Source organism: Chryseobacterium endalhagicum (assembly GCF_016745235.1).
Classification (GTDB): Bacteria; Bacteroidota; Bacteroidia; order Flavobacteriales; family Weeksellaceae; genus Chryseobacterium; species Chryseobacterium endalhagicum.
Genome location: NZ_JAELVM010000002.1, coordinates 623,146 through 636,766 on the forward strand (window position 1 = coordinate 623,146; position 13,621 = coordinate 636,766).

At 39.6% G+C, this 13,621-nt stretch carries 11 protein-coding genes; 1 reads left to right on the forward strand and 10 read right to left on the reverse strand.

The window, feature by feature from the left end; genetic code table 11:
• Positions 1–5: 5 nt before the first annotated feature.
• From JET18_RS13190 to JET18_RS13230, 9 genes are all read right to left on the reverse strand, one after another.
• Entirely contained in the window at positions 6–542 is a 537-nt protein-coding gene (locus JET18_RS13190; RefSeq protein ID WP_202091757.1) for an adenine phosphoribosyltransferase, read from the reverse strand.
• On the reverse strand, positions 542–1,741 hold the full coding sequence (locus JET18_RS13195; RefSeq protein WP_202091758.1) for a hypothetical protein: 1,200 nt from the start codon (positions 1,739–1,741) through the stop codon (positions 542–544). The genes JET18_RS13190 and JET18_RS13195 overlap by 1 nt, the downstream gene beginning before the upstream one ends.
• A gap of 141 nt (positions 1,742–1,882) precedes the next feature.
• Positions 1,883–2,905: a hypothetical protein gene (locus JET18_RS13200; RefSeq protein ID WP_202091760.1), complete on the reverse strand. Its 1,023-nt coding sequence runs from the start codon at positions 2,903–2,905 to the stop codon at positions 1,883–1,885.
• A 166-nt stretch (positions 2,906–3,071) separates the two neighbouring features.
• Positions 3,072–4,403, reverse strand: coding sequence for a quinol:cytochrome C oxidoreductase (locus JET18_RS13205; RefSeq protein ID WP_202091762.1), 1,332 nt, complete (start codon positions 4,401–4,403; stop codon positions 3,072–3,074).
• Between the two features lie 8 nt (positions 4,404–4,411).
• The gene (locus JET18_RS13210) at positions 4,412–5,113 is read right to left on the reverse strand and encodes a c-type cytochrome (RefSeq protein ID WP_202091764.1); all 702 of its coding nucleotides are present in this window, start codon (positions 5,111–5,113) and stop codon (positions 4,412–4,414) included.
• Between the two features lies 1 nt (position 5,114).
• The gene (locus JET18_RS13215; RefSeq protein WP_034724188.1) at positions 5,115–5,636 is read right to left on the reverse strand and encodes a DUF3341 domain-containing protein; all 522 of its coding nucleotides are present in this window, start codon (positions 5,634–5,636) and stop codon (positions 5,115–5,117) included.
• The gene (gene nrfD, locus JET18_RS13220) at positions 5,623–7,020 is read right to left on the reverse strand and encodes an NrfD/PsrC family molybdoenzyme membrane anchor subunit (protein WP_202091766.1); all 1,398 of its coding nucleotides are present in this window, start codon (positions 7,018–7,020) and stop codon (positions 5,623–5,625) included. The genes JET18_RS13215 and nrfD overlap by 14 nt, the downstream gene beginning before the upstream one ends.
• Positions 7,021–7,045: 25 nt before the next feature.
• Positions 7,046–10,111 (reverse strand): TAT-variant-translocated molybdopterin oxidoreductase, encoded by a 3,066-nt coding sequence (locus JET18_RS13225; protein WP_202091768.1) that lies wholly within the window; start codon positions 10,109–10,111, stop codon positions 7,046–7,048.
• 23 nt (positions 10,112–10,134) lie between these two features.
• Positions 10,135–11,496 (reverse strand): c-type cytochrome, encoded by a 1,362-nt coding sequence (locus JET18_RS13230; protein ID WP_202091770.1) that lies wholly within the window; start codon positions 11,494–11,496, stop codon positions 10,135–10,137.
• 182 nt (positions 11,497–11,678) lie between these two features.
• Between JET18_RS13230 and JET18_RS13235 the strand changes: the two genes are divergently transcribed.
• Positions 11,679–12,227, forward strand: a complete 549-nt coding sequence (locus JET18_RS13235; RefSeq protein ID WP_202091772.1) for an SPOR domain-containing protein — start codon at positions 11,679–11,681, stop codon at positions 12,225–12,227.
• A 47-nt stretch (positions 12,228–12,274) separates the two neighbouring features.
• Here the strand turns inward: JET18_RS13235 and JET18_RS13240 are convergent, their stop codons facing one another.
• Complete coding sequence (locus tag JET18_RS13240) at positions 12,275–13,552, reverse strand: DUF6080 domain-containing protein (RefSeq protein ID WP_317193256.1); 1,278 nt, start codon at positions 13,550–13,552, stop codon at positions 12,275–12,277.
• Between the last annotated feature and the right edge of the window lie 69 nt (positions 13,553–13,621).

Genomic DNA, 13,621 nt, shown 5'->3' on the forward strand with positions numbered 1-13,621 from the left:
GAAATTTAATATTCGAGGATATTATAGATTTCTGCCCCGAATTTCTCTAATTTCTGATCACCGTTCAGGTCTTTTAAGCCGATCAGGAAACTGAACTGGGCTACTGCTGCGCCTTGTTTTTCCACAAGTTTGGCTGCCGCTTCTGTAGTTCCTCCTGTGGCCAGAAGATCATCATGGATCAGGATTCTCTGTCCTTTTTTGATCTGCCCTTCACGGGTTTCTATTTCTGCGCTTCCGTATTCCAGATCGTATTTTTCTGAAACTATCGGAGGAGGAAGTTTTCCTTTTTTACGAATAAGGATGAAAGGAACTTCCAGGGCAACTGCAATGGCAATTCCGAAAAGATAGCCCCGGCTTTCTATGCCGCAAACGGCATCTATTTTTCCTTTGCTGAAGGCTACAAGATCTGCAATGACATCTTCATACAGTTTCGGGTCCAGGAAAATAGGTGAAATATCTTTAAACTGAATTCCCGGAATAGGAAAGTCAGGAAAGTTTTCAATAGTTTCTTCCAGTCTTTTGATCAGTTCTTGTGAAGCCATTAAGGGTTTATTTTATAGCTGGAAATTTTCCAGTCTCCGTTTACATTTTTAAGCCCGAAAGTTACTTTTAAAGAAGTGGTTTTTCCGTTCTTATCCGTTACATCATAAGTAGCATTTACACTTGCTCCGCTTGGATTGGATGCATTGGTGGTAATGTTTTTTACGCTTACATTTTTCACAGACCCGAATCCTGAAGTAGGATTGGAGAAGGATTCGTAGCTTCCCCAGCTTGGATTGCTGGAGGTGTCATATGCCGCTTTAAGGTTTTGAGAGCTTACACTGCTCAGGAATTTACTTACTGTATTTTTAGGATCTGCAGCCGGCTGTTTTGGCGCTGCAGGTGTCGTTGTCGTTACGCTTGGGTCTGTAGATGTAGCAGGGGGTACTGTAGGATTATTTGGATCAATTACAGCATTTGGATCCTGTGTTACAGCGGTAGAATCTGTTTTTGGCGGAGCAGGCACTTTCAAAGCTGACGGATTTACATCAAGCCCGATTTTAGACATTTTGAATGTCTTTGCCGTAGTTTTTACTGAAACTGTGATATCTATTTTGTTGTCTACCACTTTAGCAGCAGGAATGGAAGAGAATTTTAAATTGAATCCCTTAAAGTTATTATCCTGCATCAGGTTTTTCGCGGTAGAAAGCTTTACTCCGTTGCTGAACACTTCTAAAGTTGCCTCTAAACCGGCACCGGTAAATGAAACAGGCTTTCCTGAAGCATCTACAAGTCTCGGAACGATCTGGATGGCTGTAGGAGCCCCGTTTCCGTCGTCTCCGGTAGGATTGGCGATAATGCTCAATGAACTTGCTTTTACATCATTGGCATCGGTTTCTTTCGCTTTATCGTCCCCGAAGATATTCATTTCTCCAAGAGATGGCGGAGAGGTACTGGCCCATTCGATACCGTTTTTCTGAGCGACTTCATCAGCCAGAGTAAGGATTTCAGGAACTTTTTTTCCGTCAATAAGCTTTCCAAGGGCTTTCAGTTCTTCTACATCACCATCTGCTTCTACCCCGAACGTCTTTAAAATATAAAGCGCCTCATTGAATTTGATCTGTTTAATAGTCGAAAGGCTTGAAGTCATGTCATTGATACTTGACTGCAGCGTTTTAGTATTCGTAGCATCTACATGATCCTTCCTGCATGCCGTAAAAAGCAACAGACTGAGAACAAGTAGAAAAGAAAACTTTTTCATTTTATTTTGTTTGCTACAAATTTAATAAAACCTTTAATAATACTAAGTTTTTATTTTTCTTTTGTTCACTTTCAGACTCTGTTGATTGTCAGGTTGATATAGATGCTGTAGTTATTTTGATTAATTGGTTTGGATAAATATTTAATTTTTGGTTTTATTTTCCTGCTCTTTCAGATCATCTTTGAAAAACGAACTGAAAATGGTCTGCATATTAGGAAAAGAAGGCTCTTTCCAGAACTGGGTTTTATAATTGCTGTTGTCTTTGTTGAATTTCACCTTTTCTATATCATTTTCATTGCTGAAACTGAATTCTGTAACATGGAAGTTATTGTATGAAATAATCTGATTATAGTTAGGCTCACTTTTATGCTTAAGCTTTACGAAGACCACCTCGTTATATTCTAAAAAATCTTTCAGGCTTTTTTCGGAATCTTTTTCAAAAGACATATTGAGAATGGTTCTGATATCATAAAACCGGTAACCGAATAGAGAGAATTCTTTTTCCTGAAGGGCAGCTCCGGTTACTTCTATCTGATCTTTCCGGTCCCCTTTTAATTCTTTAATGACATTCCATTTTTCTTTATACTCTTCAGGGTTGCCCACATGTTTAAGTTTTGGAAGTACCAATGAACTGCTGGTATCCCACGATGAAACCACTTTTTTTTCATTTTTGGCATCTACTAATTTAAATACCCGGTACTGTTCAATATTAGCGCTTTTCAGCTTTTTTGTTTTATTATCAAATACGTAGGTTATAATTCCATCCGTGTAGCTGTTCAATTTGTTATTCAGTGTCACGTAGGCATTGAAATTTCCTTTAATGTGAATGTATTTCGCAGGTTTTGAATTCTTAATCACCACGGTTTCTATTTCTTTAACCTGATCATTAATTTTAATGACATCCTGATTGAGTTCTGCATAAGTAAGAAGTGCAATGGGGAAATTATTATAAACGAGCTGGAACTTCTCCTGCTCGGGTGAGATGGACTGTTTCTCAATTTTGCCATCAATATCAGAAAAGGCAAGAATACTTCCGTCTTTTCCGAAAACGGATACTTTGGGAAGAGGCTTGTTGGTCTGCTCAGAAATAAAAGTAATGGTCTGCGCCTGCATAAAGCTGAACAGAAGAATGAACAGGGTGGAGAGAAGAATATTTCGTTTCATAGTATATTTTGTTTAGTTGATTTGATTTGTAAAATAAAGACCTATCTATTCTAAAGACACATAAAGTTTGAAATGGTTGCCTGAAGGTTAAAAAATTTCACCTTTATGCAAAAAAAAGACTGATCATTACAATCAGTCTTTTTTATTTTATATCTGTTACAGTTCCTTAGAAAGGATACTCATAAATTTCAGATTCGTGAAGGTAAGGGTTACCTGTAGGGATCAGTTTAAGTTTAGACAATGCTGTCAATACTGTGAACATGAACAATCCAACTACGAAAAGGATGGCTCCTAATACCAGGATGAATACTTCAGGAGTTTTCCAGTATGGACCTACCGTTCCCGGCATTACCATGTTGAAATAATCCAGAATGTGTCCTAAAATAACCACTACAGCCATAATCGTTACTACTTTGTAGTTTCTCTTGATGCTGCTGCTCACTAATACCAATAGCGGTAAAAGGAAGTTTACAATCAGCATTGGAAGGAACGTAGGAGAGTAGTGCTGGAATCTTCCGAAGAAGTAGTTCACCTCTTCCGGTACGTTCGCATACCAGTAAAGCATGAACTGTGCAAACCAGGTATACGTCCAAAGCATACTTGTAGCGAAAAGGAATACTCCTAAATCGTGCAGGTGATTATCATTGAACTGAGGTAGGAATCCGTTTTTCTTAAGATATACACTTAGTAAAATGATTACAGCGATACCACTTGAAAGGCAGCTAACCATTGAATACCAGATGTACATGGTAGAGTACCAGTGAGGGTCAATAGACATCAACCAGTCCCAAGCCCATGCTGCAGAAGCAAATCCGAAGAAGGCGATATATCCTACTGCCCATCTGTAAAGGAATTGATATTCTACTTTAGATTTTGTTTCGTCTACTTTCTTAGACTGTGCTTTCAGTTTCCATGCAAAGAATGAAGCTCCCAATACATAGATTAATGTTCTGATTGCATAGAAAGGAATATTCAAGAATCTTTTCTTTTCAAATAAGATCACATCAAAATGAGCAGAGTTCGGATCTGTTAAATCCGGATCCATCCAATGGAATAAGTGACCCTGGTGGAAAATATTCAATAGCATTAATATAATCAGAATAGCACCTCCGTAAGGGATGTAAGAAGCAATAGCTTCCATTACTCTTGTAATAATAATAGGCCAACCTGCGTGGGCAGCATGCTGAATACAATAAAAGAATAATACAGCACAACTAACTCCAAAGAAAAATACTGCTACAAAGTGCAGCGCAGCCAACGGCTGGTTGTGAACCTGAAGCTCAGCGTGCTCTAAATGAGACGCGTGGTCCTGAGGTCCTATCATTTCACTTGAGTGTGTAGGGGCAGTATGACCGGCAGCATGAACTGCTTCCATCATATGCTCTATTTTCTCAGTAGTAAGGCCTTTGTTCATAAAGAAACCTATAGCAAATAGAACTAAACCTACAACAAGAAGGATTATAGAAGTTGATTTTAATTTTGGTGAAAAACTATACATTTCTTTTCTTATTTTTTAGTTTCGGTAGTAGTCTCAGTTGCTGCTGCGGCTGGTGTAGCGGCAGCTGTTGTAGCTGCTGCAGGTGCTGCTGCTGCTTTTTTGAAAGCACTCATCACATACATTGCTACTCTCCATCTGTCACCTGCATTAAGCTGGCCAGCATAAGATCCCATTGCATTTCTACCGTTAGTTAATACATAATGAACAGATCCTACAGTAAGTTCTCTGTCGGCATAGTTTGGTACACCGGAGAAAGCTCCTGTCTGTACAATTGGTCCTTGTCCATCACCTCCTGTTCCGTGACATGCAGCACAGGTTTTATCGAATAACATTTTTCCTCTTTCAATATCTTTAGCTGCGTTGGCAGGATTCAAAGGAGAAGTGGTCATTGTTTTCGAAGCGTCATATCCGGCGTTGTACTCGTCAACATTTCTTGGAAGTAATCCTTCTTCAAAAATACCGTCTTTATTCTGTGCAACGGATCCTTCTACGGGAGCAAGACCTGTTGCAAAACTATTTTTAACGAAAGCAGGGATTTCATTTTCATGATCTGAATAAGCATCCTGAGCTTTCATCAATGGATCGTAAGCTACCGGAAAATACATATCCGGGAAATATACCAATGGTGCATTTTCTTTTGGTCCGCAAGAATTAAGTAAAACCGTTGCTAAACCTAAAATAGCTGTAATTTTTAATACATTCTTTTTCATTTTAAGCGTCTTTTACAGTTATTTCTTCAACTCCAGTTTCAATAAGTAACTGTTTTACAGATTCTACGTCTTCAGTTACAAATTCCATAAGGAATTTATCATCAGTAGTTCTTGGATCTGGGTTCTGAGCCGGAGCGCCCGGATACATTTTGTTTCTAACCAAGAAAGTTAAAGACATCATGTGAGCAGCACAGAATACCATCAATTCAAACATAGGTACCACGAATGCAGGCATGTTGTGTGCCCAGTCAAAAGCTGGTTTACCACCAATATTCTGAGGCCAGTCATGATTCATTACGTACCATGTTACCGTAGCACCGATGGTTACTCCGTAAAGTGCATAGAAGAACGCAGCATCAGAAATTCTGGTTTTCTTTAACCCTAAAGCTTTGTCAAGTCCGTGAACCGGAAACGGAGTATACACTTCGTTTATCGCAATTCCTTTATCGTTGAATGCCTTAACGCCGTTCATTAAATCGTCGTCGTCCGCATAAAGTCCGTATACAATTTTAGTGGTGCTCATCTCCTTCTTTTGCTTTATAAGTTTCACCTGAAATTTTCAGAATCGATTTTAATTCAGCCTGTGCAATTACAGGGAACGTTCTTGCGTATAGTAAGAATAATACAGAGAAGAATCCGATTGTTCCTAAATATACACCCACATCAATGATCGTTGGCTTAAACATAGTCCATGATCCTGGTAAGTAATCTCTTGAAAGGTTGATAACGATGATATCAAAACGTTCAAACCACATACCGATGTTGATGATCAATGCTACGATGAACGTCCAGATGATATTGGTTCTTGCTCTCTTGAACCAGAATGATGCAGGCACCACAAGGTTACAGATGATCAATGACCAGAAAGCCCACCAGTAAGGTCCTACTGCAGCACCCGGTGAAAGGTACGTAAAGTCTTCAAATCTTGATCCGGAATACCATCCGATGAAATATTCAGTAGCATAAGCTACAGTTACCATACCTCCTGTAAGAACGATTACGATGTTCATAATTTCAATATGATACATTGTGATATAGTCTTCCAGGTGACAAACTTTTCTTGCAATTAACAATAGAGTCTGTACCATCGCGAATCCTGAGAAGATCGCACCGGCTACGAAGTAAGGAGGGTAGATTGTAGAGTGCCATCCTTTAATAACCGACGTTGCGAAGTCAAATGATACCGTGGTGTGTACCGAGAATACAAGTGGAGTAGCCAAACCTGCAAGAACCAAAGAAAGCTCTTCGAATCTCTGCCAGTGTTTTGCTTTACCACCCCAGCCGAAAGCAAGGAATGTATAAATTTTCTTAGTCCAAGGCGTTTTCGCTCTGTCTCTGATCATTGCAAAGTCAGGGATTAGTCCCATGAACCAGAATACTGTTGATACTGAGAAATACGTTGAGATCGCGAATACGTCCCAAAGTAGAGGAGAGTTGAAGTTCCCCCAAAGAGAACCGAACTGGTTTGGTAAAGGGAATACCCAATATCCTACCCAAACTCTACCCATGTGGATTACAGGGAAGATCGCTGCCTGTACAACCGCAAAGATCGTCATCGCCTCTGCAGATCTGTTTACAGACATTCTCCAACGCTGTCTAAATAATAATAATACTGCGGAGATAAGTGTTCCGGCGTGACCGATACCTACCCACCATACGAAGTTGGTAATATCCCAACCCCAGTTAATAGTTCTGTTAAGCCCCCATGCTCCAATACCTGTCCCGATAGTGTAGGCGATACAGCCGAATCCGTATAGAAATAGAACTAAGGCTGCGTATAGTGAAATCCACCATAATTTACCTGCTCTTTCTTCGATAGGTCGTGCGATATCTTCCGTAATATCGTGATAAGTTTTGTGACCAATAATTAGAGGTTCCCTTATCGGAGCTTCGTAATGTCCTGACATTTTTTACCTATTTATTATTTAAACTTTATTTTTCTACTCTGTTTCTTACTTTAGTGTGATAGAACACGTTTGGTTTGGTTCCGATCTCTTCAAGTAAATAATATCTTCTGTTGCTGGAATATAATTCTCTCACTTCAGATTCTTTGTCATTCATGTCTCCGAACGTCATTGCTCCGGTAGAACAAGCAGCAGCACATGCACAAGAGTTCTTGAATTCAGTGTCTGTTACTTTTCTGTTCTCTCTCTTAGCTGCTAAAATAGTAGCCTGAGTTTCCTGGATACACATTGAACATTTCTCCATTACCCCTCTGGTTCTTACAACCACGTCAGGGTTTAGTACCATTCTTCCTAAATCATTGTTCATGTTGAAATCGAACTTATCATTCAGGTTATACGTAAACCAGTTGAAACGTCTTACTTTGTACGGACAGTTGTTTGCACAATATCTGGTACCGATACATCTGTTGTAAGCCATGTGGTTCTGACCCTGCTTACCGTGTGAAGTAGCCGCTACCGGACATACTGTTTCACATGGAGCGTGGTTACAGTGCTGACACATTACTGGTTGGAAGATTACGTCCGGATTGTCTGCAGGGTGGTTTAATGCACCTCCGTCTCCGAATGCAGTACCATACAATTCAGGTACAGCCATTCCTTCTTTCAATCCTTCGTATACTTCTACTTTCTGTCTAGAAGAATAGTAACGGTCAATTCTTAACCAGTACATATCTCTTGACATTCTGATCTCTTCTTTACCTACAACAGGAACGTTGTTTTCTGCCTGACAAGCAATGATACATGCTCCACAACCAGTACAAGAGTTCAAGTCGATTGATAAGTTGAAGTGAGGTCCGTCTGTATCATCGAAAGCATCCCATAGGTCAATCTTTCTAGCCGGAAGAGCTCCACTGATCGTATGATATTCCAAAGGCTTATTCCATCCTTTATGTTCGTCATCGAAAGCTACGTTGATGAATTCAGCTAAAGGAACTTCCTTCGCGATTTCATAACGTCCCATTAATGTATTCTGAAGCTGGATCCCTGCAAATTCGTGGTCTTCTCCTGTTTTTTCGATCTTAACTCCTGAAACTGCAAGGTTAGAACCGTCAAATAGCGGATAAGCGTTTACTCCTGTATCAGCAGTAGTTCCTGAATCTTTTTTACCATATCCAAGCGCAAGACCTACAGATCCTTCTGCCTGTCCAGGCTGAATGAATACCGGAACGTCTTTTATGGTTACTCCGTTTACCGTAAGGTTTACGATAGAACCATCCAGCTGCATTCTCGCATTAAGATCGTTGTCAATCGCAAACTTCTCAGCATCTTTTGGAGAAATAGTCAGATAGTTATCCCAAGACATTCTGGTAATTGGATCTGGTAATTCCTGAAGCCAAGGGTTGTTGGCCTGAGTACCGTCACCCATTGAAGGCTTGGTGTATAATACTAATTCTAATTCAGAAGCTTTAAAGTTACCTAGTTCAGCAAGAGCCTGGGCAGCATTTCCTCCTGTGTAAGATAATGCAGTTGCATTATTTGAAGTCGTGATACCGTTATATAGAGCTTTGTTGAAAGAAGTTCCTCCTAAGATAGAAGCAGCACTTCCTTTCAGATAGTCATAATAATTGTTGGCAGCGTTGTTTTTACCATTCTTCCAAACCAATAGAGATTCTTCAATCTGTCTTGATTTGTAGATCTTCTGGATCGTAGGCTGCATCAATGAATATACTCCTGTCTGAGGCTCAATATCACCCCAAGACTCCAGCCAGTTAGCTACAGGAATTACAGCTTTCGCTGCTTTGTACATTTCATTTTTCTTATCAGCAACAGCTACTACACAAGCTACTTTTGAAAGAGACTTTTTGAAGTCTTCTCCTTTCGGATGAGAATAGATAGGGTCTACATTGTTCGCGATCAATACGCCAACCTGACCTGCATTTACCCATCCTAAGAATTCCTGGTATCTTGCTTTGTCAAATTCTTTCAGGAAGTTTGCCTTACCTGTGAAAGCTACTGAACCTAATTTTTGGTTGATAAGGTGTGCTAAAACCTGTGCTGCTTTGGAACCGTCTGCAAGAACAACAGCTTTGCTGCCTTTTGCTTTAAGTTCAGCTGCAATTTCAGAAGCGGTCTTATCTGAAGTACCACCACCTACAACTGCATTGTAAACTTCAACTAATGTTTTGTTTACTGCACTTGGCTTTAATCTGTATCTTGAGTCAGCATTCGCACCGGTTAATGACATGTTAGCTTCCACCTGAATGTGTCTCAACATGTTTGGTCCCGGCTTTCTTGCTGCTGCGTAAGATGTTTCTAAGCTAGCTCCGTTGTAATCTCCTAAGAAATCAGCCTGGAAAGAAACTACCAATTCTGAACCTTTAAGGTCATAAACCGGTAATGCTCTCTGTCCGAATACTTCCTGAGCTGCATCTAATGCTGCAGAGTGAGGATACGCATCGTAAGTTACCAGTTCAGCGGTAGGATATTTAGCTTTGAATTCAGCAAATAATTTTTTGAAAGTAGGGGAAGGGAAAGAGTGTGACAAAAGCACGATCTTTTTACCTGCTGCACTGGCATCTGCCAGACCTTTAAGAACAAAACTGTCTACTTTATCGAAAGTTTCGTCTTTTCCGTCAAGTTTAGGCTGCTTTACTTTATCGTTATCATAAAGAGAAAGTACACTTGCCTGCGCTCTTGCATTGGTAGTCCCTAAATCACCCGCTGCCGGGTTTGGATCTATTTTGATAGGTCTTCCTTCACGGGTCTTTACTAATACGCTGGCGAAGTCGAATCCGTCAAAATAAGTTGAAGCGTAATAGTTTGGAACCCCCGGAATAATGTCATGCGGCTTTACCACATAAGGAATCGTTTTGATCACCGGTGCTTCACAGGCAGCCAGTGTTACAGCTGCTGTAGAGAATCCTAATATTTTTAAGAAATCTCTTCTTGAAGTACTGGATCCGTTCTGTTCAGCATCTCCAAGGAAATCTTCTACCGGAATTTCTTCCTGAAACTCTTTCTGAGCCAGCTTATTATTTAAAGCCGGATCTCTAAGTTCATGAATACTTCTAAATTGTATTTTGTTTGAAGCCATTTATACTTCTAATTTTTTAGTTATTAATAATGACATTTACCACACTCAAGACCTCCAATTGCATCTACCGTGATTTTTCCGCCATCCTGAGGATATTGTTTTTTCAACTTGTCGTGTAGATTCTTGAAGTATTCTTTATTATAACCGTTGTTCATATCAACCTCAGTAGTTCTGTGGCACTCGATACACCATCCCATAGTGAAGTCATTGGCCATCTGAACAACATTCATTGTGTCAATTTTTCCGTGACAAGCTTTACATACAACATCAATTTTGTTGTTTGGATTCTTTTTGTTGAAAGAATTGATGATCGCCTGTTCACCTGCAACTACGTGCTGAGAGTGGTTGAAGTACACGAAGTCTGGCATGTTGTGGATTCTTGTCCATTCTACCGGTTGTGTTTTTCCGGTGTACTGCTGTTTTTCAGGATCCCATCCTGTAGCAGCATAGATCTTCTTGATCTCACCATCGTAGAATGCTTTATCTTTTCCTGGCTCCATGTAGTGGTCTGCGTTGTATTCAGAAATGGTTCTGTGACAGTTCATACAAACGTTCATAGAAGGAATCTCAGATACTTTACCATACTTGGCACTTGAGTGACAAAGCTGACAGTCTATTTTCTGTTCTCCAGCGTGGATTTTGTGCGAGAAGTAGATAGGCTGCTCAGGCTTATACCCTTTGTAAACCCCGATCCACATGATCCAGTTCCATACTCCGTAAGCAGCAAGAAGGGCAAGGATACCCAATGCAGCTTTACCGATGTAGTGGTACTTCTCGTAAATTTCGCTGAAAGATTTAACTCTTGTTTCGTTAAGCCCTGCTAAGTCTTCAGATTGACCTAATTTCACTAATTGTCTTAGTTTAATTAAGATCCAAACCAATAAACCTGCAATGGCAATAAGTGAAATAATAACAACGCTTGTGGTTGTATTATTTGCCGGAGCGGCTACTGCCGCATCTGTTGCTGCGTCTTTTTTAGGATCTGCAGCAGGCTCAGGTGCCGGAGGATTAGTTGTGTAAGCTAAAATATCGTCAATATCCTTCTCCGTAAGGTTCGGGAACTGCAACATTTCAGTCTTGTTGTATTTTTCAAAAATCTCATTGGCGTATTTATCCCCAGAAGCTCTCAGAGCTTTGTTGTCTTTGATCCACTTGTGAAGCCAATCTTTGTCTACACCGCCTTCTGTCTTTACTCGTTCTACAACCCCCTTCAGAGGTGGTCCTATTACTTGTTTGTCCAGCGCGTGACATGCAGTACAATTCGCTTTGAAAAGTTTCTCTCCGTTTTTAGGATCGCCGTCTTGCCCGTAAATTGAAGCACTGGTTGATAGCAATAGTCCTATCGCGATCAACGTTTGTTTATAATGCTTTCTCCAACTAATCATTTAAATTATCTTATGTTAGTAAAATATTGAATCAATCAATTCCGCAAAAATAATATTTTTAACAGGAATTTAACGGTATATGGAAAAGGGAAAATATCATTTACGTTTAATTTGTATTGATTCTAAATAGTGTTGTTTGGTATAATTTTTTAATTTTAATAGATTTGCAGAAACAAGTTTAAATGAGAAATTTAATCAAAATATTTTCAATCGTATCTTTATTTGGGTTTTATAGTGTTGAAGCCCAACAGGTTGTTAAAAAAGATACACTGTCCGGTACAGAGCTTATCATGACGATGGATTCTAAAGTAAGTGCTGCTTTGGAAGGAGTGGAAGACAAATGTTCCAGAACTACAGGCAATACCTCAGTAAGAGAAAATAATACAGACAGTGGAATTGTGACCGCTCCAAAGCCTCCAAAGATTTACGTTCCGAGCCGCGAGCTTAGTAATGCAGAGATTTGCAGAAAAAATCCGAGAATCTTAGGGTTTAAGATCCAGATCACGACGGTAAAAAGCAATGAAGAAGCGAATGAAGTAAAAGCTTACTTCAGAAAAAGATTCCCTAACCTGAAAGTGGAAACGGATGCTTCTTTAAGACCTAATTACAAAATATTGGCGGGAAGTTATTTTACGAAGCAAAGTGCCAGCTCAGATCTGTCAAAAATCAGAGAATACTTTAAATCTGCGGTTGCGGTACAGTATAGAATTTTCTGTTCTGAAGCGAAATAAAAAACGATCAAAATATAAAAGTAAAGCCGAGAATTTTCTCGGCTTTTTTATTGATAATACTTCTCAAGAAACATAAAGAAATCTGACATTCTGTACAGATTATTGGTCAGCAGAAAAACAAATAGAATTCCCATAGTTACTGTTAAAAATGACAGCATTTTGGGCTTTGACCTGTAGCTGTAAAACAGCCATCCCAGAAGCAGCGGATATACAAAAACAAAGTGTCCGCCGTAAATGTAGGAGGTATGCAGTCCGAATCTCATGATGCAGTGGATCACGATATCCACAGCGAATGAAACGGCCAGAACCTGCACCAGCTTATTCTTGAAATTTTTAAAATAACTCCACAAAATCAATGTCAGTAATACGATGACAAAAGCATAGCAAAATGAAGAAGAATAAGGCTCCATTAAAAGGCCTTTGAAGTTAAAACCTTTCATATTATGTTTGTCCGTTGTCATGAAACTCGGAAAGAGAATGCTTCCCCCGAAAAAGTAAGAAAGCATCATGTCCCAGTCCGGTATGGATTCTACATTGGAGAACTTTTCATACTGCTGATTGGTTTTTGAAAAGATGTTTTCATACTTGAAATCAATTCTCAGGAGATAGAGAAATACGAAACATGCGGTAGTAAGCATCACACGAAAAGCTGCATTTCCAAATTTTTTCCAGCTTCTGAAGAAATCTTTTTCAAATAAAACCGGAATAAAAACCTTAACCAGGTTCGTTATGGTAAGTCCGCCGACCGTAATTCCGGCAAGAGCTAATGCAGATCCGGGGATTTTTTCCTCCTTTTTAAGCTTTACAGCGGCATAATAATTATAGATACTTAACAAAAGTAAGGTGTAGGTGAAGTTTTCCGGAGTAAAGGAAAGGATTATACTTGTAGAAAAAAGGCCAAAAAACAAAATGATCAGAATGCTGATCTGAAGCGGCAGCCTGATTATATTTCGGAGGTATTTGAAAATCTGAACCATACACAGGCTGATGGCCAGGTTGCTGAGCCACGCCAGGGTAAGTCTGAAGATGACATCCATTTTTCCACCCGAAACCCAGAGAGAGAATTCCCGGACCCAATTGAAGAAATAGTAGGCCAGAGGATGTCTTTCAAAGCTTCCGCCGGTCATTACAATGGCTTTATTGTCAAAACTGAAGTAAGCATCCCATGGAATTCTGCTGTCAAAAATAATCCTGTAGTGAAAAGCGATGTATGATCCTAAGATTCCATAACAGATCAGAAAGAACAGAAAAATGGCCAGCTCCGGATAAGAAGCGGGAAATACCTGTTTTAAAATGGCAATAAGTTTTGTTTTAATAAAAGACACGTGTCAGTTTTTTGCAAAAGTAAAATAAAAAACTCACCGGATCCGGTGAGTTTTAAAGATTATTATCAT

Coding starts and splice junctions, on each gene's coding strand:
- JET18_RS13190 (WP_202091757.1), bottom strand. CDS start 542: ATGGCTTCACAAGAACTGATCAAAAGACTGGAAGAAACTATTGAAAAC.
- JET18_RS13195 (WP_202091758.1), bottom strand. CDS start 1,741: ATGAAAAAGTTTTCTTTTCTACTTGTTCTCAGTCTGTTGCTTTTTACG.
- JET18_RS13200 (WP_202091760.1), bottom strand. CDS start 2,905: ATGAAACGAAATATTCTTCTCTCCACCCTGTTCATTCTTCTGTTCAGC.
- JET18_RS13205 (WP_202091762.1), bottom strand. CDS start 4,403: ATGTATAGTTTTTCACCAAAATTAAAATCAACTTCTATAATCCTTCTT.
- JET18_RS13210 (WP_202091764.1), bottom strand. CDS start 5,113: ATGAAAAAGAATGTATTAAAAATTACAGCTATTTTAGGTTTAGCAACG.
- JET18_RS13215 (WP_034724188.1), bottom strand. CDS start 5,636: ATGAGCACCACTAAAATTGTATACGGACTTTATGCGGACGACGACGAT.
- nrfD (WP_202091766.1), bottom strand. CDS start 7,020: ATGTCAGGACATTACGAAGCTCCGATAAGGGAACCTCTAATTATTGGT.
- JET18_RS13225 (WP_202091768.1), bottom strand. CDS start 10,111: ATGGCTTCAAACAAAATACAATTTAGAAGTATTCATGAACTTAGAGAT.
- JET18_RS13230 (WP_202091770.1), bottom strand. CDS start 11,496: ATGATTAGTTGGAGAAAGCATTATAAACAAACGTTGATCGCGATAGGA.
- JET18_RS13235 (WP_202091772.1), top strand. CDS start 11,679: ATGAGAAATTTAATCAAAATATTTTCAATCGTATCTTTATTTGGGTTT.